Below are 23,378 nucleotides of genomic sequence, written 5' to 3'. Positions count from 1 at the left end.
CTCCCGCTCCTTGGCTCCGGCTCAGCGCGCCAGCACCGCGAGCCATCCCGGCACCCCGGCGCCGTTCTGGCGCCGGATCTCCGCCGGCTCCAGCAGCGCGACGGCGAGCCCGGCCGTCTCCGCCGCCTCGCGCAGGGTCGCGACGCCGTGGGCGTAGCGCCCATCGGCCCCGAGCACGGCGCCGCGCTCGCCCGGATGCCCCTGCACCGTGAAGGCGAACAGCCCGCCGGCCGCCAGCACCCGGGCCGCCTCCGTGAGGACCGGGCCGATCTCGCGCAGGTAGATGAACACGTCGGCCGCCACCGCGAGGTCGGCGCTCGCGGGCGGCTCTGCCCCTAAGAAATCCCGCAGGTCGCCCTCGTGCAGGCGGGCATAGAGGCCGGTGCGCCGGGCCTCGGCCAGCATCCGGGGCGAGAGATCGATGCCGGCGAGCGACCCGGCGATTCCCTCCAGCGCGCGCGCCATCAGGCCAGTGCCGCAGCCGAGATCGAGGACGCGCGAGAAGAACAGGTCGGGGCCCCGCAGGCGCTCCAGGGCCGTGCGGATCAGCGCCGGGCCGCAATAGCCGAGCCCCTCGACCAGATGGCGCTCGAAGCGGCCGGCATAGCCGTCGAACAGGGCGCGGATATAGGCCGGCGAGATCGCGTCCTCGGCCGTCTCGCCGAGTTCCGCCAGATGCAGGCGGGCGCCCAACGCATCCTCCGGATCGAGGGCGAGGGCGGCCCGGAACGCTTCCGCGGCCCCTGCCCGCAGAGCCGGATCGGCGGCGCGGGCGCGGCCGATGAGCAGCCAGGCCGGGCCGTAGCCGGGCACCCGTTCCAGCACCTGGCCCGCGAGGTCGGCGGCGGCCTGCGCATCGCCCTCGGCCAGGGCGGCTTCGGCCCAGGCATAGCGGCGGTCGGCGAGGAGGTCGCCGGAGGAGCGGGCGGGGGCGGGCATCGCTGAGGGGCCTTCGGGCGAAGCGGCGGGGGAGGGACGAACCGTCCGGGCCGCCTATATACCCGGCCCCGGTCCCGGGAAGAGGCCTCACCGCGCAACGAGGACGAATGGCGCCGCGCCCCACCGATCTCCTCACCCTGACCCGCGAGGGGCTGTATTGCCCGCCCGGCGACTTCCACGTCGATCCGGTCCGCCCGGTGCCGCGCGCGCTCATCACCCACGGCCATGCCGACCATGCGCGGGCCGGGCACGGTGCGGTGCTGGCGACCCCGGAGACCCTGCGCATCATGGCGGTGCGCTATGGCGAGGATTTTTGCACGACCCGCCAGGAAGCGCGGCCCGGCGAGGCGATCCGGATGGGCGGCGTCACGGTGCGCTTCCATCCCGCCGGCCACGTGCTGGGCTCGGCGCAGATCGCCATCGAGCAGGGCGGCTGCCGGATCGTCGCTTCGGGCGACTACAAGCGGGCGCGCGACCCGACCTGCTCAGCGTTCGAGGTCGTGCCCTGCGACGTGTTCATCACCGAGGCGACCTTCGGCCTCCCGGTCTTCCGCCATCCGGTCGCCCGCGACGAGGTGCGCAAGCTGCTCGATTCGGTGCGGCTCTTCCCCGAGCGCACCCACATCGTCGGCGCCTACGCGCTCGGCAAGGCGCAAAGGGTGATGGCGCTGCTGCGGGAGGAAGGCTTCTCGGATCCGATCTACCTGCACGGTGCGATGGAGAAGCTGACCGATCTCTACCGGCGCGAGGGCATCCCGCTCGGTGAGACGGTCAAGGTCGTGGCAGCGGAGCGGCCGAAGCTCGGCGGCAGGATCGTGATCTGCCCGCCCTCCGCGATCCAGGACCTGTGGTCGCGCAAGTTCCCCGATCCGGTCACCGGCTTCGCCTCCGGCTGGATGCGGGTGCGGGCGCGCGCCCGCCAGAAGGGCGTCGAGCTGCCGCTGGTCATCTCCGACCATTCGGACTGGGACGACCTCTGCCGCACCATCAAGGAGACGGGGGCCGGCGAGGTCTGGGTCACCCACGGCCAGGAGGATGCCCTGGTGCATTGGTGCGGGACGCAAGGGATCCGGGCCAAGCCCCTGCACATGCTGGGCTACGGCGACGAGGGCGAGGCGGAGCCGGAACCCGACGCCAAGCCGCAAGCTGCGGAGACGGCCGCGTGAACGACTTCGCCCGTCTCCTCGACCGCCTGGCCTACGAGCCGCGCCGCAATGCCAAGCTGCGCCTGCTCCAGGATTTCTTCCGCCATACCGCCGATCCGGATCGCGGCTACGCACTCGCCGCGATGACCGGATCCCTGAGCTTCCGCGAGGCCAAGCCCGGCCTGATCCGCGGCCTCGTCGAGGAGCGGGTCGATCCGGTGCTGTTTCGGCTGTCGCACAATTTTGTCGGCGATCTCGCGGAATCGACGGCGCTGATCTGGCCGGGGAGGGGCAATGAGCCGGGCCCCGGCCACAACAACCCGCCGGTGCCGACCCTGTCCGAGGTGGTGGAGGCGTTAGGCACCATCGGCAAGGGCGAGCTGCCGGCGCGCTTGGCCTCCTGGCTCGACGCCCTCGACGAGACCGGGCGCTGGGCGCTCCTCAAGCTCATCACCGGGGAACTCCGGGTCGGCGTCTCGGCCAGGCTCGCCAAGACCGCGGTGGCGAGCCTCGGCGGGCACGAGGCCGACGCGGTCGAGGAGGTCTGGCACGGGCTGGAGGCGCCGTACCCCGAGCTGTTCGCCTGGGTCGAGGGCCGGGCCGGGCCGCCGGAATCGATCAACCCGGCGCCGTTTCGTCCCCCGATGCTGTCGCACCCGATCGAGGAGGAGAGCGACTTCGACAAGCTGGAGCCGGAGGCGTTCTCGGCCGAGTGGAAATGGGACGGCATCCGGGTCCAGCTCGCCGGCGGGCGCGACCGTGACGGACGCCAGGTCCAGAAGATCTATTCACGCACCGGCGAGGACATTTCCGGCGCCTTCCCGGACCTCGCCGAGGCGATCACCTTCTCGGGTGCCGTCGACGGCGAATTGCTGATCCTGCGCGAGGAACGGGTGCAGAGCTTCAACGTGCTCCAGCAGCGCCTCAACCGGAAGGCGGTGACCGGCAAGCTCCTGCAGGACTTCCCGGCTCATGTCCGCGCCTACGACCTCCTGGCCGAGGACGGGGAGGACCTGCGGCCGCTGCCCTTCGCCGAGCGCCGGGCGCGGCTGGAGGCCTTCGTCGCCGGGCTGGATCACGCCCGCATCGATCTCTCGCCGCTCGTACCCTTCGCCGACTGGGAGGCGCTGGCCGCGGCCCGGGCCGATCCGGCCTCCGTCGGCGCCGGGCCGGATGCGGACGCGATCGAGGGCGTGATGCTGAAGCGCCTCACCAGCCCCTACCAGCCCGGCCGGCCCAAAGGGCCGTGGTGGAAGTGGAAGCGCGAGCCCTACCTCGTCGATGCGGTGATGATGTACGCCCAGCGCGGCCACGGGAAGCGCTCGTCGTTCTATTCCGACTACACGTTCGGGGTCTGGCGCGAGGCGCCGGACGGGGCCGAGGAGCTGGTGCCGGTGGGCAAGGCCTATCACGGCTTCACCGACGAGGAACTGGCCAAGCTCGACCGCTACGTCCGCAACCACACCACCAAGCGCTTCGGCCCGGTGCGGGAGGTGGAATACGGGGTGGGGAAGGGGCTGGTGCTGGAGATCGCCTTCGAAGGCGTGCAGCGCTCGACCCGGCACAAGTCGGGCGTGGCGATGCGGTTTCCCCGCGTCAGCCGGATCCGCTGGGACAAGCCGCCGGCCGAGGCCGACCGGATCGAGGCGCTGGAGCGCATCCTGGCCCGTGGCGAGAAAGAGGTTCACCCCGGACGGGAGATCGCCGAATGAGACGCGTCGAGAGGATCGCCGAGGGCCCGGTCACCCGCCAGGCCACCGGCCGCCTCGTGGTCGACACCAGGGGCCAGGGCTTCACCGAGATCACCGCGGCGGCGGCCCGCTTCGTGCGCGAGGCAGGCTTGCGCCACGGATTGCTTACGGTGTTCTGCCGCCACACCTCGGCGTCGCTGACGATCCAGGAGAATGCCGACCCGGACGTGCGCACCGACCTGATGACCGCCCTCGACGGGCTGGCGCCGCGCCATGGGCTTTACGTCCACGGCATCGAGGGGCCGGACGACATGCCGGCCCATATCCGCACCATGCTCACCGATGCGGCGCTGACGATTCCGCTGGTCGAGGGCGGGCTGGCGCTCGGCACCTGGCAGGGGATCTACCTGATCGAGCATCGCGACCGGCCGCATCGGCGCGAGATCGTGCTGCACCTCGTCGGCACCTGACCGGCGGAAGACGGTCGAGGGTTGGGTCACGGGCCGGATGATACGAAATCCGGAAGATCACTTCCGGATTTCGTATCATCAGCCCGCGCGGCGCCTGAGCGAAGTCGCTTTCCGCATCGCGAAGCGATCAATCGGAAAGCGTATGACGCATCCGGTTCGCGGATGCGCCGCTGCGCCGCGTCGGGGCCCGGCACCGACCGGGAAATATCGCATCCTCGCCGACCGCTCCCGTGCGGTCGGCGCGAGCGGTGCGGGGACCGCCCGGATCGTGTCCCGCGCCGGTGTCAGCCCGCTCGGTCGAATCCGCCGCCGCCACGTCTTTCCCCTGTGCATGTCCCGCGACGGCGGGTCGACCGCACGTGGTCGGCCTCTTCCTGTCCCGCACAATCCTGTGTGCGATGCACACGATCCGCGCGACGATACTCGCAAGAGTGCCCACTGATCGATCGATGATCTGAAGTTCGTGGTGCGTCTTCTATGCCGTATCGACGCCAGAAACCGCTAAAATCATCGACCGACCGCCGTTATCGACAATCGAAATCGGCCGATCCCCATGTCTTATATTTCATGTTGCGGTGCAAAAGATTTTATGATTATTTAATAGAAAGCATCGATTTGACCTGCATCGCAGTGAGATCAGCCATGAAGTATTTTGCAATTTCTCTCCTCGCCCTCAGCGCTTGGCCGGCGAATGCGCAGGATCGTTCCGCTGCCGTCACCGTCTTCCCGCCCATCATGCGCGAGATGGCCCGCGACACCGCGGCCGTGCGGCCCCAGGCGGAGCTGACCACGACGCCGCAGCCGGTCCCGGCCGCTCGTCGGCGGACCGCGCCCCAGCCCGAACTCATCGCGCGGGGCTATGTCGAGCCGGCCGCGGCCGCCCTCACCGGCGCGCTCGACTGATCCCGGTACGCGGCATTCGGCGGGGCCCGCCCCGCCGCCGTCCCGTCCTAAGCACTCCGCCGGCCGCGTTGCCGGCGTGGAGAACGCACAGCCTCCGGTTTCAAGCCCGCCAAAAAAAGCTATAGAGACAAAAGAAGTAGGCCGAGAGGCGCCAAGGAGCGCGCGTGCCGTGGCGGGGAGTGCGTTGGGTTCCGAGACCACCATCGTCGTCGCGGACGACCACCCGCTCTTTCGCGGTGCCCTGCGCGGCGCCGTGACGGCGATCCTGCCCGGCGCCCGGATCCTCGAGGCGAGCGGGCTCGAACCGCTGACCAGGATCCTCGATGACGAGCCCGAGATCGACCTCGTGCTCCTCGATCTGACGATGCCGGGGGTGCAGGGCTTCTCCGGCCTGATCTATCTGCGGGCGCAGCACCCGGCGATCCCCGTGGTGATCGTCTCGGCCAACGAGGACCCAGTGGTGATCCGCCGCGCCCTCGATTTCGGCGCCGCCGGCTTCATCCCGAAATCCCTCGAGGTCGACCGCATCGGCGAAGCGATCGGCCAGGTGCTAGCCGGCGGCCACTGGTCGCCGCCCGACATCGAATTGTCGGCCTCCGAGGACAAGGAGACGGCCGACCTGATGCGCCGCCTCGGCACCCTGACGCCGCAGCAGGTGCGGGTGCTGATGATGCTCTCGGAAGGCCTGCTCAACAAGCAGATCGCCTACGAGCTCGGCGTCTCGGAGGCGACCGTCAAGGCCCACGTCTCGGCGATCCTGCAGAAGCTCGGCGTCGAGAGCCGCACTCAGGCGGTGATCGTCTCCTCGCGCATCGGCGCGACGCTGAAGCCCCCGGCCGGGGTGGAGTAGGCGCCCCACGAGGCCCGCAGGATCGGCTCCTCGTTCTCCCGCCGTTCCTGCCCGGGGGCCGCGCGGCACGGCGTAGGGCGTGCCCGCCAACCCGAACACCGCCCTGGTGTCGGCGGTGGCGCGCGTCCGGCGGGCCGGGAACGGCACCCGGGGGGCGGCTGTCGTCGATCCCTGTACGGCGACGATCCGAGACGAAACCGGCTTCACGAAACGGTCGCCGCCCCGGCGCTCCGCCGTCTCCCGGTGCGCCGGGCCGGACCCGGCCCGGCTCACGGCGCCGTGGGGGGCGAAGGTGCAACGCCCGGTGAAGATTTCATTCCTACCGATACCCGAAGTCGTCCGCGCCCGCACCTCCTTTCATTGCACAAATATGAAAATAGCAAAATTTTGTTGGGCTTCCGTTCGTAATTATTTCGAAATCTCTCGATCTTAGAAACGGGTCGGCGCAGGTGATGGCGTCGCATGGTTGAATAGTTTGTAATTTATACGATGAGGTCGATCGATGTTGTTCGCAACGCCCCTGGTTCGAGAACAGGTCAAGCTCGATCCGCGATATGCCGACGCCGAGACGATCACGAACGACGACCTGGCGAAGATCGCTCTCGAACGGCGCGGCCTGCGCGACCTCGAATTGATGCGCCACGTCAATGCCATGCTCGGCGAGCTGGGCGACGGTGCGATCGCGTTCCGCCTCTATAATGCCAGCGACGAGCGGCTCTGGCTTCACCGCGACAGCTATACGGGGGAGGCGTCGATCGCGAAGTATCCACCCGACTACATCATCGATCCCGGCCAGTGGAGCGTCGTCATCGCCAAGGGTATTCATTCCCCCAGCGGTGTCGTTTTCGGCAAGTTGGTGATCGCATACCGCGGCGGAGATTCGGGTCTGATCACGCATTGGCTGTGCCCCGCCGGCGAATGCGCGGTCGCGATGGCGAGACAGGGCGAGGTCCCGGCCAAACCGCAGCCGAGGGCGATCTCTCAGGACGGCCGGGTGGCGGCGATCACGCGTGGATACCTCGGTGATACCATCGTGGTCGATGGGCTGTACACGACAAAGACGCAATATCCTTTTGTCTGATCCATAATCGATCAATTGGGAGACGACACATGATCCTCGGCCCGGCCGTAACCTCCGCCACGTTGAAGACCGATGCGCGCACTCGCGATGCGGCAGCGACCGCGACGCTCCTGTCCTCCTACGCCCTGGAGCAGCGGGCCTCGACCGACTTCGAGGTCATGAAGGTCGTCAACGGGATGAAGGACGAATACAAGTCCGGCGCATCCACCCTGCTGCGCGTGTTCAATGCCTCGGGCGGACGGCTGTTCCTGCGCTCCGACGTGCATTGGTACGGCAAGGTCTGGAAGTATCCGCTCGATCTGGTGATCGAGAACGGGCAATGGTCCGTCGCCCTCGTCGTCCACGCGAAGTCGCTCCAAGGCGTCGCCGGCGGCCTCGTGTACCGGACCGAACAGGTCCCGACCGATATCTTCTGCGGCTGGGACGTCCCGTTCTGGGATGGGCCGTTCTCGTCAAGTCACAAGAACACGGTCTTCACCGAGATCCGCAAGCCCGGGCATTACGACTGCGAGACCAATCTCGGCATCATGCGCGACCTGACCAATGGCGGCAAGGCGACCGCGCGGGCCGAACGCACCGGCAAGGCCGGCGAACGGCAATACGAGGTCGAGCACGATTACGCGGCGGTGGTGCTGACGGCGGCCGGGACGAGTCCCGTGACCGACATCATCATCGGCCGCTCCGATACCCTGCAATAGGCGCCCCCATGATAGGCGCCCCCATGAGCGTGACGGCCTCGCCCGAGCCCGACCTCCGCCTGCTGGTCGGCATCACCCGGGATCGCGAGCGGGTTCTGCTGCTGAGCGGCCATCTCGCGCCCGGCGATTGCCTGCGCGTGGGGCGACAGATCGACGAGGGGGCGAGCGAGGCGTTCGGCCTCCTGAGAGACCTCGACGGCCGGCGCGACACGGGGTCGTCCGCCCCGTCGCGGGCCATCGCGGACGACGTCCTGCGCTACGCCAAGGGGAGCCTCCGCTCCGCGGTCGGGGGCATCTCGAACTTCCAGGCGAGGCGGGAATACATCCAGGCGATCCGCGAGAACGCGACGTTCTTCCTCGATCGGGTCCAGCATCAGGGCAAGGATGTCGAGGCGATCACGAGCCTCGCGGTCGAGGCGATCGCGATGCGCGAGATCACCCGCGAGATGGCCTTCTGGCACAATGCCGGCAGGACGGCCGAGATCAACCGGCAGGTCGGCAAGATCGGCAAGTCCTTCCTGTCGCCGGTGGTCAAGCGCAAGGATCTCGCGCGCTTCGTGGCCGAGGTGAGCAACGGTCGCCCGTACGAGGCGATGACCGACGGCGAGAAGATCGACGTCCTCAAGCAGGTGATCGACCGGTCGGGGAAGGCCGGCACGTTCGGCACGGCCGTGAAGACGCTGCAGGGCGTCGTCCGCCCGGCCCAGCTGGCCTTGACGGTGGTGCTGATCGCGCAGGATGCGAGCGAGGCCTGGGATCCGACGCGGACCGTCGCGGTCGGGGCCGCCCGGCTCGGTCTCGGTGTCGCGGCGGCCTGGGCCGGCGAGACCGTGGGTCTCGCGCTGGTCGGCGCGCTCGCCCTCGGCCCGGTCGGGGGCGCCCTCGTCCTCCTGGGCACGGGCTACCTGGCCGGGAAGGTCCTCAACGATTTCGTCGCCGACGCCCTCGACGGCGTCCTCGAGGAGCTGAATCCCCGCATCCCGGCCGAGCTGCGGCTTCCGGACTGGACGCCGGAGAGCTTCAGCGTGAGCCTCTGCGCCGAGATGCCGTCGGTCTCGATGAGCGCGCCCGTGGTGACGCGGCTGACGGTCGGGGAAACGGCGTGAGGCCGCGCCGCGGCCTCGTTCGATCACCCCCGCCCGCATCGTCGCCGCTACGAGACGACCGTCCAGGGCCGTCCCTCTCCTCGTGACGACGAGCTGAGCGGCCGTGGAGGGAGACGGCCGTTCAGGCCGTCCGCTTCTTCGACACGCCGACCAGCACGGCGGTGATCGCCGTGCCGGCGGCCAGCGCCGCCACGGCGCCCAGCACCGGGGTGATGGCGTTCGGGATCGGCAGCACGAACAGGCCGCCATGGGGGACGCGGAGTTCCACCCCGAGAGTCATCGAGATCGCGCCCGCCACCGCCGAGCCCGCCACCAGGGCCGGGATCACCCGCAGGGGATCGGCGGCCGCGAAGGGAATGGCGCCCTCGGTGATGAAGGCGGCGCCCAGAACCGCCGCGGCGGTGCCGGCCTCGCGCTCCTGCGCGCTGAACCGGCCCGGGAAGAGCCGGGTGGCCAGCGCGATGCCGAGCGGCGGGGTCATGCCGGCGAGCATCACCGCGGCCATCGGGGTGTAGATGCCCGAGGAGATGAGCGCCGCGGAGGAGGCATAGGCCGCCTTGTTGATCGGCCCGCCCATGTCGACCGCCATCATGCCGCCGAGGATGAGACCGAGCAGCAGCGCGCTCGCGCCCTGCATGCCCTTGAGCCAGCCGGTGAGCGCCGCGAGGAGTGCCGCCACCGGCACGCCGACGACGTAGACCATCAGGAGGCCGGTCACGAGCGTGCCGATCAGCGGCAGGATCAGGACGGGCTTCAGGCCCTCGAGGTTCTTCGGCAGCCGGATCGAGCGGCTGAGGAACGAGACGGTGTAGCCGGCGATGAAGCCCGCCACGATGCCGCCGAGGAAGCCCGCATTGAGGTTGGCCGCCAGCATGCCGCCGATCATGCCCGGCGCGATGCCGGGCCGGTCGGCGATCGAGAAGGCGATATATCCGGCGAGCGCCGGCACGATCAGCGCGAAGGCCGCCTTGGCGCCGATCTCGCCGAGCGCGTAGCCCAAGCTGCCCTTGTTGGCCGCCGACATCGCGTCGATGCCCCCGAACGCGAAGGCGAGCGCGATCAGGAGGCCGCCCGCCACCACGAAGGGCAGCATGAACGACACGCCGGTCATCAGGTGCTTGTAGGCGCCGGCCTTCGTCTCGGCGGCGGCCGGGCGTGCGGCATCGGATTCGGCGGCCGCGGCGCCCTGCAATTCGGCGTCCTTGAGGGCGGTGGCGATCAGGCCCTTGCCGTCGCGGATCGCCGCCTTGGTGGTGGTGGCGTAGACCCGCTTGCCGAAAAAGCGCGAGCGGTCGACCCCGGTATCGGCGGCGATGAGCACGATGTCGGCCGCCGCGATCTCCTCCGGAGTCAGCGCGTCGCGGGCGCCGACCGACCCTTGCGTCTCGACCCGCACGGCGTGGCCGAGCGCCTGGGCGGCGGCCTGAATGCCTTCGGCCGCCATGAAGGTGTGGGCGATGCCGGTCGGGCAGGAGGTGATCGCGACGATGCGCTTGGGCCCGCCCGCCTTGGGCCCGCCCGCCCCGGCGGCGGTGCCCTTGGCCTTCTCCCCGAGGCCTTTGCCGGCGAGCGCCCGGTCGATTACCCCGTCGACGTCGGCGAGCACGTCCTCGATCGCGACCTTGGCACGGTGCAAGGCCCCGAAGCGGCCCTCGCCGAGATCGCCGGTGCCGACGAGCAGCACCGCGTCTGCGTCCCGGATCGCGCCCTCGCTCAACGGCGCGCCGGTCGCGCCGGTCGCGCCGCGGCCGCGCAGCTCGAGGTCGAGACGCTGGTTGCGCCGCCCCGCCGCCCGGCGCAGGGCCTCGGCCGCCAGCACCGCATGGGTGCTGAGATCGCCGCCTCCGACGACGGCCACCAAGTGGGTCATGGGGTGTTCCTCCTGGGGTGTTTGTGGTTGCCGGTTGCGGGGTCGCTCAAGTAAAATGAAGGTCATTCCACGATCCTGTCCGCGACCTCATCCTGCGGTGCGAACGGAGTGAGCCTCGAAGGAGGGCTCCAGGGATCGCAGTGTTTTCTGGAACCCTCCTTCGAGGTCAGTCGATTTTCAATCGACTAACACCTCAGGATGAGGTCCCGGGTGGGATGGTCCTTGTTTGTTTTACGCTGTCAGGACGCGTACCTCGATCGCCCTGGCGATCGCCTCGACTGCCTCGCGCCCCGGCAGGTGGGCGCCGGCCCGGGTCAGCTTGCCGGCCGCGAAGGCCAGCGCCAGGCGGGCGGTGTCGGCAAGGCTCAGATCGGCCACGAGCCCGGCCACGAGCCCCGCCACCAGAGCGTCGCCGGCCCCGACGGTGCTCGCGACCTCGATCGCCGGCGCGAGGGCGTGCAGGGCCTCCCGCTCACGCACGAACACCGCGCCCTCGGCCCCGAGCGAGACCGCCACCAGGGGGATGCCGCGCCGCGCGAGGTCGCGCGCCGCCTCGACCACGTCGGCGAGGGTGGGCAGCGGCCGGCCGGCCCATTCCTCCAGCTCGTGCCGGTTCGGCTTGACCCCATCGGGCAGGGTCCCGGCCGCCAGCGCCGCGGCGAGCGGCGGCCCGGAGGCGTCGAGCAGCACCCGGGCGCCTCGCGCCTTCAGCTCTGCGGTCAGCTCGGCGTAGAGGCCGGTCTCGGCCCCCGCCGGCAGGCTGCCGGCGAGCACCGCCAGGGTGTCAGGGCCGGCAGCCTCGGCCAGCACGGCGCGGACCGCCCGCAGGGTCGCGGGGTCCAGGGTCAGGCCCGGCAGGTTCACGTCGGTGGTGCCGGCGGGATCGACGAGCTTCAGATTGATGCGGGTCTCGCCCGCCACGCCGACGCAGCGATCTTCGATGCCCTTGGCGGCAAACAGCGCCTCGAAGGCGGCGGCGTTGCCGGCGCCGAGCACGCCGGCCGCCGTGACGGGCACGCCCCAATCGGCGAGGCAGCTCGCCACGTTGATGCCCTTGCCGCCGGCATCGTCCCGCACCGCGCGGGCGCGGTGGACCTCGCCCGGCGTGAGCCGGTCGAGGGTGACGGTCCGGTCGATCGCCGGGTTGAGGGTGAGGGTGAGGACGCGGGTCACGACCGCGCCTCCCGGTCGAGGGCCCGCACCGACGCCGCGTCGGGCTGGGCGCAGGCCTCGTCGGCGAGCGCCTTCAGCTCGGCGAGCGAGGCGGCGCGCAGGCGCGCCTTCACGGCCGGCAGGTCGCGGGGCGTCATCGAGAGTTCGTGGACGCCGAGGCCCGCGAGCAGCCCCGCCCCGAACGGATCGCCGGCGATGCCGCCGCAGACCCCGACATAGCGCCCGTGCCGGGCGGCGCCCTCGCAGGTCATCCGCACCAGGCGCAGGACCGCCGGGTGGAGCGAATCGGCTTGCCGAGCCAGTTCGGTGTTCTGGCGATCGATGGCGAGCGCGTATTGCGTCAGGTCGTTGGTGCCGATCGAGAAGAAATCGCAATGGGCCGCCAGCGCGTCGGCCTGGATGGCGGCGGCCGGCACCTCGATCATGATGCCGAGCGGCACGGTCGGTGCGCCGATCTCGGTCCGGATCCGCTCGCAGGCCTCGCGCAGGGCCAGCACCTCGGGCACCGAGGTGATCATCGGGAACATGATCGAGAGCGGCGCGTCCTTGCCCCTCGGCGCGTCGGCCGGCACGCAATCCTTCGCGGCGCGGTAGAGGGCGCGCAGCTGCGGCTCCATCAGGTCGGGCCGGCGCAGCAGCAGGCGGGCGCCGCGCACGCCGAGGAACGGGTTTTCCTCCTTCGGCAGGGCGAGGTGGGGCACCTGCTTGTCGCCGCCGATATCGAGGGCGCGCACGATCAGCGGGCGGCCCTGGAGCGCCTCCAGCATCGCCCGGTAGGTGGCGTACTGGTCGTCCTCGTCCGGGGTGTCGCCGCGCTCCAGGAACAGGAACTCGGTGCGCATCAGGCCGACGCCCTCGGCACCCTGCGACAGGGCGAAGGGCACCTGGTCGGGCGTGTTGACGTTGGCGCCGACGGCGAGGCCGTGCCCGTCGCGGGTGCGGGCCGGCAGGCCGCGCTCGCGCGCTTCCGCTGCTTGCGTCGCCCGCAGGGACTCGCGCCACGCTTGCGCCGAGGCGAGATCACGCTCGCTCGGATCGACGTAGAGCCGCCCGGTCGTGCCGTCGAGGATCGCCGTCCTGCCGGCGGGGAGGGCGAGCAGGCCGGAGCCACCCGCCACCACCGAGGGGATGCCCAGCGTCCGCGCGAGGATCGCCGTGTGGGAGGTCGGCCCGCCTTGCGCGGTGGCGAGCCCGAGCACCCGGGCGGGGTCGAGCCCGGCGGTGTCGGAGGGCGCGAGATCGGGGCTCAGCAGGATGCAGGGCCGGTCCGGCAGGGCGTGGCCGGCCTGGAGCGCGGGATCGATCTGCGCCAGCACCCGGCGGCCGACATCGCGCAGATCCGCCGCCCGGGCGGCGAGCACCGGGTTGCCGAGGGCCGAGAGCTGGCCGGCCATCCGCTCCACCGCCCGGTGCCAGGCGAAGGCGACGCCGTGGCCCTCGACCATCAGCTGGCAGGCGAGGGTGATCAGGTCGGTGTCGGCGATGAGGTCGGCTTGCGCCTTGAAGATCCCGGCATCGGCCTGGCCGAGGCGCCGGCCGGTATCGTCGGCGAGCGCCTTGAGCTGCGCCGCGGTGCTCTCCAGCGCGGCGTGCAGCCGGTCGCCGCCGCTCGTCAGCGGCTCGGGCTCGTCCGGCACCGTGACATCCGTGGGGCCGAGGACGTGGATCGGCCCGATCGCGAGGCCGGGGCTCGCGCCGATACCGGGGATCACCTGGCACGGATCGACCGGGTTCCAGCCCGCCACCGGGGCGGCGGCCTTCGCGGCGGCTTCCGCCGCGCGAGCCGCCGCCGCCTTCTCGCCGGCCGACAGGCCGGTGACCACGGCCTTGAGCCGGGCCAAAGCCGCCGGGGCGTCGTCGCCATCGGCCGAGATCACCGCCTCGTCGCCGGCCCGCAGGCCGAGCTGGAGCAGCGCGATCAGGTTCTTGGCATCCGCCACCTCGGCGCCGTGGCGGACCTGGATCCGGGCGGGGCTGGCCCGGGCCGCCTCGACCCAGGCCGAGGCCGGACGGGCATGCAGGCCGGTCGGGTAGTCGACGGTCCAGGCGAAGCTCTGGCCCAGGTCGGCGGCGGGGCCGGCGCCGCCCGAGACCGCGGTATCCTCGGAGAGCGCCGCGGCGATCTCGGCCGGATCGCCCGTGATGCGCAGGCGCTCGAGCCGGGCCTCGTCCTGGATCAGGCGGGTGAGGCGGCGCAGGATCGTGATGTGGGTGTCGGACTGCGCGGCGATCGCCACCACCAGGTGGGCGTCCTGCCCGTCGTGCCAGGCGACGCCGCCGGGCACCTGGAGGACGGCGAGCCCGCTCTCGCGCACCAGGGCGCGGTCGTCGACCATACCGTGCGGGATCACCACGCCATGGCCGAGATAGGTGTTCGCGACGCCCTCGCGGCGCAGCATGCTGGCCTCGTAGGCCGGGTCGATGCAGCCGGCGGCGACGAGGAGCTGGGCCGCCTCGCGGATGGCGGCCTCCTTGGTCGCGGGCGCGGCGGCGGTGCGGATCAGAACGCGCGGCGTCAGCGGCGGTGTCGGCGCGAGCATGGCGGGCTTCCTCCCGGGAGGCGATCGAGTTTTCCTTGCCGCCTATGAAAACGTTTTCACGAACCATGTCAATCGGCTCAGGGGAGGGCATGGCACCCGGCGGTGGTGTCAGGACTTGCACGCAGCGGCCATGCCTGCCACAACAGGAGGCAGCGATCCTGAAAACGTTTACGAGGCGATGACCGTCGGCATCCGTGACGTCGCCCGCGCGGCGGGCGTTTCCACCGCGACCGTGTCGCGGGCCCTGGGCAAGGGCCCGGTCAGCGACGCCCTGCGCGAGCAGGTCGAGGCGGCGGTGCGGGCGACCGGCTACCGGCCGAACCTGTCCGCCCGCCGCCTGCGCTCGCAATCCGCCCAGACGATCGGGCTCATCGTCGCCGATATCCGCAACCCGTTCTTCACCGCGGTGAGCCGGGCGGTGGAGGATGCGGCCTACCAGGCCGGGATGCGGCTGATCCTGTGCAACACCGGCGAGGATGCCGAGCGCGAGGCCCTGTACCTGCGGCTGATGCAGGAGGAGCGGGTCACCGGCGTCGTCTTTGCGCCGACCCGCCGCACCGCCGAGCGGCTACGGCCGGAAGACTTCCCGTTCCCCCTGGTGCTGATCGACCGCACCGGTCCGCCCGGCGGCCATGACGGGGTGGTGCTCGACAACGTGGCGGCCGGCGCCGCCTTGGTCGACCACCTGGTGGAGCAGGGCTATTCCCGCATCGCCGGCCTGTTCGGTTCCACCAGCTCGACCGCCGAGGAGCGCCGCGACGGCTACCTCGCGGCGATGCGCCGGCACGGGCTGGAGCCGCAGATGCGCAACGTGCCGCCCGATGCCGAGCCGGCGCAAGGAGAGGTGACGCGCTGGCTCGCCGAGCCGTCGCGGCCCGAGGCGCTGGTCGTCTCGAACGGGCTGATCCTGATGGGCGCGGTGCGGGCGGCCCGCGCGGCCGGCATCGCCTGGCCCGGCGGGATCGCGCTCGCGGGCTTCGACAACGAGCCCTGGACCGAGCTGGTCGAGCCCGGCCTGACGGTGATCGAGCAGCCGGTGGCCGAGATCGGCGCCCAGGCGATGGGGCTCTTGTTCGACCGGCTGAAGAATCCGGGCCAACCGGTGCGCAAGGTGGTGCTGAGCGGGCGGCTGATCGCCCGGGGGTCGACGGGGCGGCGAGCCTAAGCAGATGCGACGGCCCTGCGCATGAACCTCCCCCGCGGAGCCGTCGCTTCCGCACCGCTAAACGTTCTGCGTCGTGGACCGTGTGGCCTGCCAATGGGAGCCTGCTCAGGCTCTCCCGCGGATGAGCCCGGCCCACTTTCCGCCGACTGACCCCGTTCCTCACCAGGCCGGTGCGGCGGCACCGAGGGGGCCGGCGGGCCGGTCCCACCGCATCGCCACGCCGGTCAGGGCAAGCGGCGGGTGCAGGCGCAGGGCGGGACCCCAGCCGGTCGGTTCCGGCGCCGCGGCGAAATCCGCCTGGTTCGGGGCGGCGGGCGCGTCCTCGGGCAGGGGCGAGGGCGCTGCGGCGAGGAGGGCGGCGGTGCGGGCGAGCGAGAGGCGCGCCGTCGCGCCGCGCCCGGTCGTCAGGCGCCGGGTCAGGCCATGCAGCACGGCGGCGGCCATCAGCATGCCGGTGGCGTGGTCGAGGGCCTGGACCGGCAGCGGCACCGGCCTGTCGGCGCCGGCGCGGACCATCCCGGCCTCGGCGAGGCCGCAGCTCATCTGGACCAGGCTGTCGAAGCCGCGGCGCCCCCGCCATGGGCCGGTCCAGCCATAGGCGTCGAGGCCGACATCGACGAGGCCAGGGCGCAGGCGGGCCCGGGTGGCCGCGTCGAGCCCGAGGCGAACCAGCGCGTCCGGCCGGTAGCCGTGGACCAGGACGTCAGCCGCGGCGAGCAAGTCCTCGAATCGCGCCCGCCCGGCCGGCTCCTTCAGGTCGAGCCGGGCGCAGGCCTTGCCGAGGGTCGTCTCCGGCACCAGGCTGGGCTCCTCCCAGCCCGGCGGGTCGAGGCGCAGGACCGTCGCGCCGAATCCGGCGAGGACGCGGGTGGCGACGGGGCCGGCCAGGATCCGCGTCAGGTCGAGGACCCGCAAGCCCGCCAGCGGCCTGTCCGCCCGCGCCGCCGCAAGGCCGTCCGGCCCGGTCTCGCCGATCTCCCACGCGACCAGCGGCTCCAGCGCCACCGCCGCCCCCTGCGGGTGGAGGCCCCAGGCCTCGGGCGAGCGCATCGCGGCGGCGCAGCCGCCGGCCGCCACCACGGCACCCTCGAGGTCGTCCGCCCGCCAGCGTGCGACCGCCGCCGCCACGGCCTCCCGCTCGATCGGGGCGTCGAGCACCGATAGGGCCGCGTCGCGGTGGTGCGGCGCGTTGGTGTGGAGCCGGATCCAGCCGTCGACCGTGCGGTAGTCGCCGGCCACCGGATCCCAGGGCGGCGGCAGATCCCATCCCCGGGGGTGGAGGGAGCGGGCGAACCAGAACGCCGCGAGGCGTCGGTCGACCGTCACGTCCGGTCGCCGGCCGAAGCGGGCCTCGACGAGGTCGGCCAGCGCCAGCCCCGCCGCCGCGACCGAGGCCGCCGCGAGGTCGCTGACTGGGTAGATCGACGGGAGGGCACCCGCTCCGGTCACCCTCACCGGCGGCGTGGTCGCGGCACTTATGGCGTACCGGATCGTGTCCAGGATCGCCGCGAAGGCCGGGGTGCCCATCTCGTTCGCCATCGTCTGCTTCCTCGGCCTGCTTCCTCGGCCTGCTTCCCGTGTTCACGAAGGCCGTCGGTGACAGGAGCGCGCCGAGCGGGTCAGATCGTCAATCTTGATTACCCGAATCAACCTCGGATCGACGCCGTCGTGACCGCCTACCTCACCGCCGCCGAGGCTGCCGCCCGTCTCGGCGTGAGCCGCCAGACCCTCTACGCCTATGTCAGCCGCGGGCTGATCGAGGCGCATCCGACCGCCGATCCGCGGGTGCGGGCCTACGCGGCGGAGGCGGTCGCCCGGCTCGCCGCGGCACGCCATCGCGGCCGGCGCCCGCGGGAGGTCGCCCGGGCCGCCCTCGACTGGGGCCTGCCGGTCCTGGAGACCGCCGTCACCCTGATCCGCGACGGGCGCCTTTACTACCGCGGCGGCGATGCCGTCGCCCTCGCCGAGACCGCGACCCTGGAGGAGGTGGCGGCGCGGCTCTGGGCCCTGCCGCTCGCCGCCGCCTTCGGGCCGGAGGCGCCGGCAGCGGAGCCCCGCGGCGGCGACCTCATCGGGGCCTTCGCGGCGGCGACGGAGGACGAGCCGACGGCGCCCTGGCAGCCGGATCCGGCCCGGACCGCCGCCGGGAGCGGCGCCCTGGTCCGCCTGCTCGGCGCCTGCATCACCGGCCGCGCGGCGAGCGCCGCGCCGCTCCACCGGCACTGCGCCGAGGCCTGGGGGCTCGACCCTGCCGGCGCGGGGGCGATCCGCCGGGCCCTGGTCCTCTGCGCCGATCACGAGCTGAACGCCTCGGCCTTCACCGCCCGCTGCATCGCCTCGGCGGGGGCGAGCCTGCGGGCGGTGGTGGTCGGCGGCCTCGCGGCGCTCAGCGGCAGCCGCCACGGAGGCATGACCGCCCGGGTCGAGGCGGTATGGGACGGCCTCGACGGGGCCGATCCGGCCTCGTCCCTGCGCCGCCAGCTCGCCGGCCGCGAGCGCCTGCCGGGCTTCGGCCACCCGCTCTACCCGGCCGGGGACCCACGGGCCGCCGCCCTGCTGGCGCCGCTGCTCGCGGAGGATCCGCGCCTCCGGGCCATCGTGGCGGCGGCCGAGGAACTGACGGGGGCGAGGCCCGCCCTCGACCTTGCCCTGGTGGCCCTGCGCCGGCACCACGGCCTGCCGCGGGGCGGTGCCTTCGGGTTGTTCGCCCTCGGCCGCTCGGTCGGCTGGATCGCGCAAGGGCTGGAGCAGCGCCAGGCCGGGGGTCTGATCCGGCCGCGGGCGGTCTATGTCGGGTCCGAGCCATGAGGGGGTCAGGTCAAGCTCCACCATCGGCCGATCCGTCGGCCAAGCCCGTCGGCTAAGCCCATCGACCATCGCGCCTGTGCTCGGAATCGGGCCGTGCTTGACTTTCCGCCCCTCGAAAAAACACTTGTGCGAGGGGATCCTGGTGCGGTGGGGGCGGGCGATGGGACGCGGGGTAACCGGACGCTCCGTCTGGCGATCGGGCACGGCCTTCGGGGGCTCTCTGGCGGCATGCCTGGTGGCGGTGCCGGCCCGGGCCGAAATCCAGGTCCTGGCGGCGCGGATCACCGCCGGCGAACTCTGGGTGCTCGGCACCGTCGACGCGCCGGAGGCCGAGGTCAGTCTCGACGGCCGCTTCACCGCCCGGGCCGATTCGCGCGGCAAGTTCGAGTTCCGCCTCGTCTACCACCCGACGACCTGCATCGTGACCTTGCGCGCCGGCCGCCAGGAGCGCGGCGCGGTGGTGGGGGAATGCGGCCAGCAGGGCCCCGCCGGCCCGGAGGGCCCGGAGGGCCGGGCGGAGATCAGGACCGTGGCGGGTCCACCCGGTCCCCCGGGGCCTCGCGGCGAGGCCGGTGCGCCGGGCGGGACCGGACCTGTCGGGCCTCGCGGCGAAGCAGGGCCTCGCGGCGAAGCAGGGCCTCGCGGCGAGGCGGGACCGCGCGGCGAGGCGGGTCTCGCGGGGGCTCCCGGGCCGCGCGGCGAGCCCGGAGCGAAAGGGGAGGCAGGTCCGCCGGGCGAACGCGGGCAGCACGGCGAGACCGGTGCCATGGGCGAGGCGGGACCTCGCGGCGAGGCCGGCTTGCCCGGACCACCCGGCATGCGGGGCGAGACCGGCCCCTCGGGCCCGGCCGGCGCCGCGGGCAAGCCCGGTCCGCGCGGACCCGCGGGTCCGGCGGGGCCCCCCGGTCCACGGGGCCCTGCCGGTCCGGTCACCCGTGTGCCGGCCGCGATGCCAAGGCCCCCGGCGCCCGCGGCCGGTCGGCCGGCGCCCGCCGCTCCCGCGGAGGGGGATGTCTATTGACGCCGACGGGCCCGAGCGAGCGCTTCCCCACGGCCCATCGATGCCGGTCCCGGGAGGCGCCGGCGACGATCCGGCCATCCTGGCGGCCCGACAACACTGCCGCTCGGCATCGTCCGTTCCCTCTCGCCAAACGGGCAGCCCGCTTCGAGACCCGATCGGTCGATGTCAAGACAATCTTCGCCGCGGCTTCACCTTACGGCTAAGCCCGGTGCGACGTGAGATTCTTAATCAAGTCTCGGTAAGACGATCGGCCTGGAGTTTCCGATCCGGCATGTCCAGGGTGAGTCGGTGCAATGTCGATAAAAACGCGTCTGATCATCATATTGTCGATGATCACCTTGACGTTCGCGCTGACGACGGGTCGCGATCTGCGTGATGCGTACCAGCAATGGACGCGATCGACCCAGGCCTTCCATCTTGCGCAGGCGGATCGTCTTCTGACCCATGCCCTGTCGCAGCTGCGCTTCGAGCGCGGCAGTGCGGTCTCGGGGCTGGCGCTCGAACCGGCCAAGCTCGGCGCCAACCTGGCGGATCTGGCCCAGCGGCGCAAATCGGCGGACGAGACGCTGTCCGGCGCCCTCGGGATCCTGGCCTCCGCCGCGAGCCTGGAGGGGCTCGATTCCCGTTCGGTCGCGGAGAGCTACGCCGCCTGGAAGCAGGTCCGGTCCGAGCTCGATGCCGGGCTGGGCAAGCCGGTGGCGGCGCGCGATCCGGGCATCACGAAGCGGATCAACGAGACCTACGCGACGCTCAACACAACCGCCGAGGATCTGATCCGCGCGATGGAAACCCGGCTGCGGCTGAAGGATTCCCGCCTCTCCGACCTGCTGCGGATGCGGGAGATGAGCTGGTCCGCCCGCTCGTTGGCGGGCAACGCCCATCTGATGGTCAACGACGTCCTGGCGAAGAACCGGGCGATGACGCCCCGGGAGCAGTTCGACTTCGCGGTCTCCAGCCGCGAGTCCCTGTTCGCCTTCGCCATCGTCCGCAGCATCGCCGCCACCCTGACCGATGCCGCCGAGCTGCGGACCGCCGTGGACCGGTCCTGGACCGGGTTCTTCGACGGACCCTTCGAGGCGCGAACCCGCGCCCTGCTGCCCGCCCTGGCCGATCCCGCGCTGCCGCGCCCGACCCTGGCCGAATCGCGCGCCGTGTCGACGCCCGCCCTCGACACGATCGCCGCCGTCGCCCTCGCGTCGGTCGCCCGGCTCGAGGTCGTCGCCGCCGCAAATGCCGACGAGGCCCGGACCGCGCTTCTCGTCCGGTCGGGCCTCCTCCTGCTCGTCCTTTGCCTCGGCCTCGGCGGGATGGTGTGGGTGGCCTCCGGGGTGACCGGCCCGCTCACGGCCATGACCGCCGCCATGCGCCGGCTGGCGGGCGGCGACACGGTCGCGCCGATCCCCTACGGCACGCGGCGCGACGAGATCGGCGCCATGGCGGGCGCCCTGGAGGTTTTTCGCGATACGATGATCCGCACCCGCCGGCTGGAGGAGGAGACGGCGCTCGCGCGCGCCTCCGCCGAGGAGCAGCGCCGGGTCGGCATGCGCCAGATGGCGGACGGCTTCGAGCAGGCGGTCGGCGGCGTCATCGGCATGGTCTCCGCCGCGGCGAGCGAGCTGCAGGCCACCGCCGAGAGCATGAGCGCGACCGCCGGGGAGACCGCGTCGCGATCGACGGGTGCCGCGGCGGCCGCCTCCCAGGCCGCCGCCAATGTCGGCGCGGTCGCCGCCGCCGCCGAGGAGCTCGGCGCCTCGGTCTCCGAGATCGCCCGCCAGGTCACCGATTCGTCGAGCCTCGCGCAAGCCGCGGTGAGCGAGGCGAGTGCCACCGCGGGGCTGGTGCAGGACCTGGCCCAGGCCGCGAGCCGCATCGGCGACGTGGTGGCGCTGATCTCCCAGATCGCCAGTCAGACCAACCTGCTGGCGCTGAACGCCACGATCGAGGCGGCCCGCGCCGGGGCGGCGGGGCGAGGCTTCGCGGTGGTCGCCGCCGAGGTCAAGGAACTGGCCGGCCAGACGGCACGGGCCACCGAGGAGATCGGCCGGCAGATCGGCCAGATCCAGGGCTCGACCGATCAGGCGGTCCAGGCGATCGGGGGGATCGGCAGCCGCATCCGCGAGATCGCCGGCGTGGCGGCCACGGTCGCCGCGACGGTGGCGCAGCAAGGCGCGGCGACGCAGGAGATCGTCCGCAACGTCTCCCATGCCGCCTCCGGCACGGGCGAGGTGACGACGAGCATCGCCGGCGTCGCCGGCGCGGCCGAGGAGACGGGGACCGCCGCGAGCCAGGTTCTCACCTCGGCCTCCGAATTGTCGCGCCAGTCCGAGCACCTCAATGCCGAGGTGACGCGGTTCCTCGCCGGAATCCGCGCCGCCTGATCGGCGATCCGCACCGAGGGCGGTCGGGGGCCGGTCGGAGGTTCTCCCACCGTCCGGCGTCCGACCCTATCCTCGCCTCAGCCCTTGTCGAGCCCGGCGATCGCCCGGGCGAAGTCGCGGGCGGCGAAGGGTTCGAGGTCGTCCACGCCCTCGCCGACCCCGATGAAGTGGACCGGCAGGCCGAACTTGGCGGCGAGCGCCACCAGGATGCCGCCCCGCGCCGTGCCGTCGAGCTTGGTCATCACCAGGCCGGTGACCCCGGCCGCCTTCTGGAAGATCTCGACCTGGCTCAACGCATTCTGGCCAACCGTCGCGTCGAGGACGAGGAGCGTGGCGTGGGGCGCCTCCGCGTCGAGCTTGCGGATCACCCGGATCACCTTCTCCAGCTCGGCCATCAGCCCGGCCTTGTTCTGCAGCCGGCCGGCGGTGTCGATCATCAGGATGTCGGTGCCGGCGTCGCGGGCGGCCTGGAGCGCGTCGAAGGCGAGGCCGGCGGCGTCCGACCCTTGCGGGCGGGCGACCACCGGCGCGCCGGTGCGCTCGCCCCAGACCCGCAGCTGCTCGATCGCCGCGGCCCGGAAGGTATCGCCGGCGGCCAGCATCACGCTGTGGCCCTGCGCCCGGAACTTTTGCGTCAGCTTGCCGATCGTCGTGGTCTTGCCGGCGCCGTTGACGCCGATCATCAGGATCACGAACGGCTTCCTGGTCGTGTCGACGACCAGCGGCTGGGCCACCGGATCGAGGGCGTGCTCGACCTCCGCGGCCAGGATCGCCCGGACCTCGTCGGGGGCGATGCCCTTCTCGTAGCGGCCCTTGCCGACGGCCTCGGCGATCCGGGCCGCGGTGTCGAGGCCGAAATCGGCCTGGATCAGGGCGTCTTCCAGCTCCTCCAGGGTGTCGGCGTCGAGCTTGCGCTTGGTGAACAGCCCGGTCACCCGGTCGGACAGGGCCGAGGAGGTGCGCTTGAGGCCGCCGGTCAGCCGGCTCCACCAGCCGCGCTTCTCCTCGCCCGCCGGGGCCTGGGCCGGGGGCTGGTAGATGACGAGCGGGGCTGCTTCCTCCGCCGGGGCCTCCGCGACGGGCTCCTCCGGTTCCGAGGCTGCGGCGGCCGGCTCGGAGGCGACAGGCTCCGGTTCGGGCGCCGCCGGCACCTCGCCCTCGGGATCGACGCCCTCCACCGGCTCCAGGTCGGCGCCGGCGAGTTCCTCGGGCAGGTCGCGCTCCGGCTCGGTCTCGGGCGAGGCCTCCGTCACCGTGGGCGGGGCCGGAAGGACGTCGTCGGCGGCGGTGGCGAAGTCGGGTACGCCCTCCGACAGGGTGCCGGTCGGCTCCGTCGGCATCGCCTCGGCGGGATCGGGCTCGGCGCTGGCGGCAGGCGCCTCGGCGGGGGCCTCGCTCGGCGTCTCCGTCGGCGTCTCGGCTTTCCGGCCGAACAGTCGGCCGAGCCAGCCCGGCTGTTTCGTCTCACTCATCCGCACTTGCTCCAGACCCTGCGGACGATCTAGGGCGGCCTGCCCCGGACTTCGCCCGCATCCGCCGC

Annotated in this window: 18 protein-coding genes; 12 read left to right on the top strand and 6 right to left on the bottom strand. The window is 72.3% G+C overall.

Annotation, left to right across the window (positions count from 1 at the left end; genetic code table 11):
• Positions 1–21 precede the first annotated feature (21 nt).
• Positions 22–939: a class I SAM-dependent DNA methyltransferase gene (locus AC3AOF_RS09730; protein ID WP_236992229.1), complete on the bottom strand. Its 918-nt coding sequence runs from the start codon at positions 937–939 to the stop codon at positions 22–24.
• 107 nt (positions 940–1,046) lie between these two features.
• Here AC3AOF_RS09730 and AC3AOF_RS09725 point away from each other — a divergent pair, with 107 nt between their 5' ends.
• The 8 genes from AC3AOF_RS09725 (at position 1,047) to AC3AOF_RS09690 (ending at position 8,883) form a co-directional block, all read left to right on the top strand.
• On the top strand, positions 1,047–2,105 hold the full coding sequence (locus tag AC3AOF_RS09725) for a ligase-associated DNA damage response exonuclease (protein ID WP_488348352.1): 1,059 nt from the start codon (positions 1,047–1,049) through the stop codon (positions 2,103–2,105).
• A complete protein-coding gene (locus AC3AOF_RS09720; RefSeq protein ID WP_488348351.1) occupies positions 2,102–3,796 on the top strand; it encodes a cisplatin damage response ATP-dependent DNA ligase in 1,695 nt (564 codons plus the stop codon). The genes AC3AOF_RS09725 and AC3AOF_RS09720 overlap by 4 nt, the downstream gene beginning before the upstream one ends.
• Positions 3,793–4,245, top strand: coding sequence for a secondary thiamine-phosphate synthase enzyme YjbQ (locus tag AC3AOF_RS09715; RefSeq protein WP_488348350.1), 453 nt, complete (start codon positions 3,793–3,795; stop codon positions 4,243–4,245). The genes AC3AOF_RS09720 and AC3AOF_RS09715 overlap by 4 nt, the downstream gene beginning before the upstream one ends.
• A 642-nt stretch (positions 4,246–4,887) precedes the next feature.
• Positions 4,888–5,148, top strand: coding sequence for a hypothetical protein (locus tag AC3AOF_RS09710; RefSeq protein ID WP_236992210.1), 261 nt, complete (start codon positions 4,888–4,890; stop codon positions 5,146–5,148).
• A gap of 184 nt (positions 5,149–5,332) precedes the next feature.
• Positions 5,333–5,998 carry a response regulator gene (locus AC3AOF_RS09705; protein WP_236992914.1) on the top strand — a complete coding sequence of 222 codons (666 nt, stop codon included), beginning with the start codon at positions 5,333–5,335 and terminating at the stop codon, positions 5,996–5,998.
• A gap of 502 nt (positions 5,999–6,500) precedes the next feature.
• Positions 6,501–7,079 carry a hypothetical protein gene (locus tag AC3AOF_RS09700; RefSeq protein WP_236992209.1) on the top strand — a complete coding sequence of 193 codons (579 nt, stop codon included), beginning with the start codon at positions 6,501–6,503 and terminating at the stop codon, positions 7,077–7,079.
• 29 nt (positions 7,080–7,108) lie between these two features.
• A complete protein-coding gene (locus AC3AOF_RS09695) occupies positions 7,109–7,777 on the top strand; it encodes a hypothetical protein (RefSeq protein WP_488348349.1) in 669 nt (222 codons plus the stop codon).
• Between the two features lie 23 nt (positions 7,778–7,800).
• Entirely contained in the window at positions 7,801–8,883 is a 1,083-nt protein-coding gene (locus tag AC3AOF_RS09690; protein ID WP_236992207.1) for a hypothetical protein, read from the top strand.
• Between the two features lie 121 nt (positions 8,884–9,004).
• Here AC3AOF_RS09690 and AC3AOF_RS09685 read toward each other — a convergent pair whose 3' ends face one another.
• The 3 genes from AC3AOF_RS09685 to ptsP form a co-directional block, all read right to left on the bottom strand.
• Entirely contained in the window at positions 9,005–10,753 is a 1,749-nt protein-coding gene (locus AC3AOF_RS09685) for a fructose-specific PTS transporter subunit EIIC (RefSeq protein ID WP_488348348.1), read from the bottom strand.
• Positions 10,754–10,984: 231 nt separating this feature from the next.
• Positions 10,985–11,926: a 1-phosphofructokinase gene (gene pfkB / locus AC3AOF_RS09680; protein ID WP_488348347.1), complete on the bottom strand. Its 942-nt coding sequence runs from the start codon at positions 11,924–11,926 to the stop codon at positions 10,985–10,987.
• Entirely contained in the window at positions 11,923–14,466 is a 2,544-nt protein-coding gene (gene ptsP / locus AC3AOF_RS09675) for a phosphoenolpyruvate--protein phosphotransferase (RefSeq protein WP_488348346.1), read from the bottom strand. Before ptsP ends, pfkB begins: the two co-directional genes overlap by 4 nt.
• Before the next feature lie 178 nt (positions 14,467–14,644).
• On the opposite strand from ptsP, the gene AC3AOF_RS09670 reads away from it, so the two are divergent.
• Positions 14,645–15,631 (top strand): LacI family DNA-binding transcriptional regulator, encoded by a 987-nt coding sequence (locus AC3AOF_RS09670; protein WP_236992203.1) that lies wholly within the window; start codon positions 14,645–14,647, stop codon positions 15,629–15,631.
• Between the two features lie 159 nt (positions 15,632–15,790).
• Here the strand turns inward: AC3AOF_RS09670 and AC3AOF_RS09665 are convergent, their stop codons facing one another.
• On the bottom strand, positions 15,791–17,170 hold the full coding sequence (locus AC3AOF_RS09665) for a CoA transferase (protein ID WP_236992202.1): 1,380 nt from the start codon (positions 17,168–17,170) through the stop codon (positions 15,791–15,793).
• A 129-nt stretch (positions 17,171–17,299) separates the two neighbouring features.
• Here AC3AOF_RS09665 and AC3AOF_RS09660 point away from each other — a divergent pair, with 129 nt between their 5' ends.
• The 3 genes from AC3AOF_RS09660 (at position 17,300) to AC3AOF_RS09650 (ending at position 21,838) form a co-directional block, all read left to right on the top strand.
• Positions 17,300–18,439 (top strand): citrate synthase, encoded by a 1,140-nt coding sequence (locus tag AC3AOF_RS09660; RefSeq protein ID WP_236992201.1) that lies wholly within the window; start codon positions 17,300–17,302, stop codon positions 18,437–18,439.
• A gap of 235 nt (positions 18,440–18,674) precedes the next feature.
• On the top strand, positions 18,675–19,460 hold the full coding sequence (locus tag AC3AOF_RS09655; RefSeq protein WP_488348345.1) for a hypothetical protein: 786 nt from the start codon (positions 18,675–18,677) through the stop codon (positions 19,458–19,460).
• A gap of 329 nt (positions 19,461–19,789) precedes the next feature.
• Positions 19,790–21,838 (top strand): methyl-accepting chemotaxis protein, encoded by a 2,049-nt coding sequence (locus tag AC3AOF_RS09650; RefSeq protein WP_236992199.1) that lies wholly within the window; start codon positions 19,790–19,792, stop codon positions 21,836–21,838.
• A 77-nt stretch (positions 21,839–21,915) separates the two neighbouring features.
• Here the strand turns inward: AC3AOF_RS09650 and ftsY are convergent, their stop codons facing one another.
• Positions 21,916–23,310, bottom strand: a complete 1,395-nt coding sequence (gene ftsY / locus AC3AOF_RS09645) for a signal recognition particle-docking protein FtsY (protein ID WP_488348344.1) — start codon at positions 23,308–23,310, stop codon at positions 21,916–21,918.
• Positions 23,311–23,378: the final 68 nt, after the last annotated feature.

It is taken from the genome of Methylobacterium sp. 142-1Y (genome assembly GCF_057747795.1).
Note: the sequence above shows the minus strand (reverse complement) of the source record. Positions and strands in the feature narration are given on the sequence as shown.

What these genes read in the sequence shown, in the direction of transcription:
- AC3AOF_RS09670 (WP_236992203.1), top strand. Translation starts at nt 14,645, where the DNA reads ATGACCGTCGGCATCCGTGACGTCGCCCGCGCGGCGGGCGTTTCCACC.
- AC3AOF_RS09650 (WP_236992199.1), top strand. Translation starts at nt 19,790, where the DNA reads ATGATCACCTTGACGTTCGCGCTGACGACGGGTCGCGATCTGCGTGAT.
- AC3AOF_RS09725 (WP_488348352.1), top strand. Translation starts at nt 1,047, where the DNA reads ATGGCGCCGCGCCCCACCGATCTCCTCACCCTGACCCGCGAGGGGCTG.
- ptsP (WP_488348346.1), bottom strand. Translation starts at nt 14,466, where the DNA reads ATGCTCGCGCCGACACCGCCGCTGACGCCGCGCGTTCTGATCCGCACC.
- AC3AOF_RS09690 (WP_236992207.1), top strand. Translation starts at nt 7,801, where the DNA reads ATGAGCGTGACGGCCTCGCCCGAGCCCGACCTCCGCCTGCTGGTCGGC.
- AC3AOF_RS09685 (WP_488348348.1), bottom strand. Translation starts at nt 10,753, where the DNA reads ATGACCCACTTGGTGGCCGTCGTCGGAGGCGGCGATCTCAGCACCCAT.
- ftsY (WP_488348344.1), bottom strand. Translation starts at nt 23,310, where the DNA reads ATGAGTGAGACGAAACAGCCGGGCTGGCTCGGCCGACTGTTCGGCCGG.
- AC3AOF_RS09730 (WP_236992229.1), bottom strand. Translation starts at nt 939, where the DNA reads ATGCCCGCCCCCGCCCGCTCCTCCGGCGACCTCCTCGCCGACCGCCGC.
- AC3AOF_RS09715 (WP_488348350.1), top strand. Translation starts at nt 3,793, where the DNA reads ATGAGACGCGTCGAGAGGATCGCCGAGGGCCCGGTCACCCGCCAGGCC.
- AC3AOF_RS09700 (WP_236992209.1), top strand. Translation starts at nt 6,501, where the DNA reads ATGTTGTTCGCAACGCCCCTGGTTCGAGAACAGGTCAAGCTCGATCCG.
- AC3AOF_RS09710 (WP_236992210.1), top strand. Translation starts at nt 4,888, where the DNA reads ATGAAGTATTTTGCAATTTCTCTCCTCGCCCTCAGCGCTTGGCCGGCG.
- AC3AOF_RS09665 (WP_236992202.1), bottom strand. Translation starts at nt 17,170, where the DNA reads ATGGCGAACGAGATGGGCACCCCGGCCTTCGCGGCGATCCTGGACACG.
- AC3AOF_RS09695 (WP_488348349.1), top strand. Translation starts at nt 7,109, where the DNA reads ATGATCCTCGGCCCGGCCGTAACCTCCGCCACGTTGAAGACCGATGCG.